Origin of the sequence: Pelomicrobium sp. G1, from assembly GCF_051905455.1 — a bacterium.
Classification (GTDB): Bacteria; Pseudomonadota; Gammaproteobacteria; order Burkholderiales; family UBA6910; genus Pelomicrobium.
Genome location: NZ_JBQACR010000257.1, coordinates 1 through 303, shown reverse-complemented (window position 1 = coordinate 303; position 303 = coordinate 1). Strand labels below are relative to the sequence as shown.

General features: G+C 66.3%; 1 protein-coding gene. It reads right to left on the bottom strand.

Going from position 1 to position 303, the window contains the following annotated elements; translation table 11 throughout:
- Positions 1-26 precede the first annotated feature (26 nt).
- Positions 27-203 (bottom strand): hypothetical protein, encoded by a 177-nt coding sequence (locus tag ACTFO6_RS18410; protein WP_439935826.1) that lies wholly within the window; start codon positions 201-203, stop codon positions 27-29.
- Between the last annotated feature and the right edge of the window lie 100 nt (positions 204-303).

Below are 303 nucleotides of genomic sequence, written 5' to 3'. Positions count from 1 at the left end.
ATCAAGAGCGGTCCAAGGGCCAGCCCCTACTCCCGGCCCATGAGCCGCTGCAGGCCGTCTCCGCCGAGACCCGCGCTCAACCCGAGCAGAGTGTGGGTGATCACCATCCCGAGGATGAACATCCTGCCATAGAAGACCGCCCTACCGGGCGTAGGGGCCTTGGTGACATAGGCCGGCGACACCGGGATGGCCGCAAGCGCCACCGGGTTGAAGGCGAACAGGAACCCGATCGCCAGGCCGCCAGCGAGGCGAGGCTCGCCTGTTCCAGCGTCTGACGCAGCGATTTAGCGTCCATCATTCGCC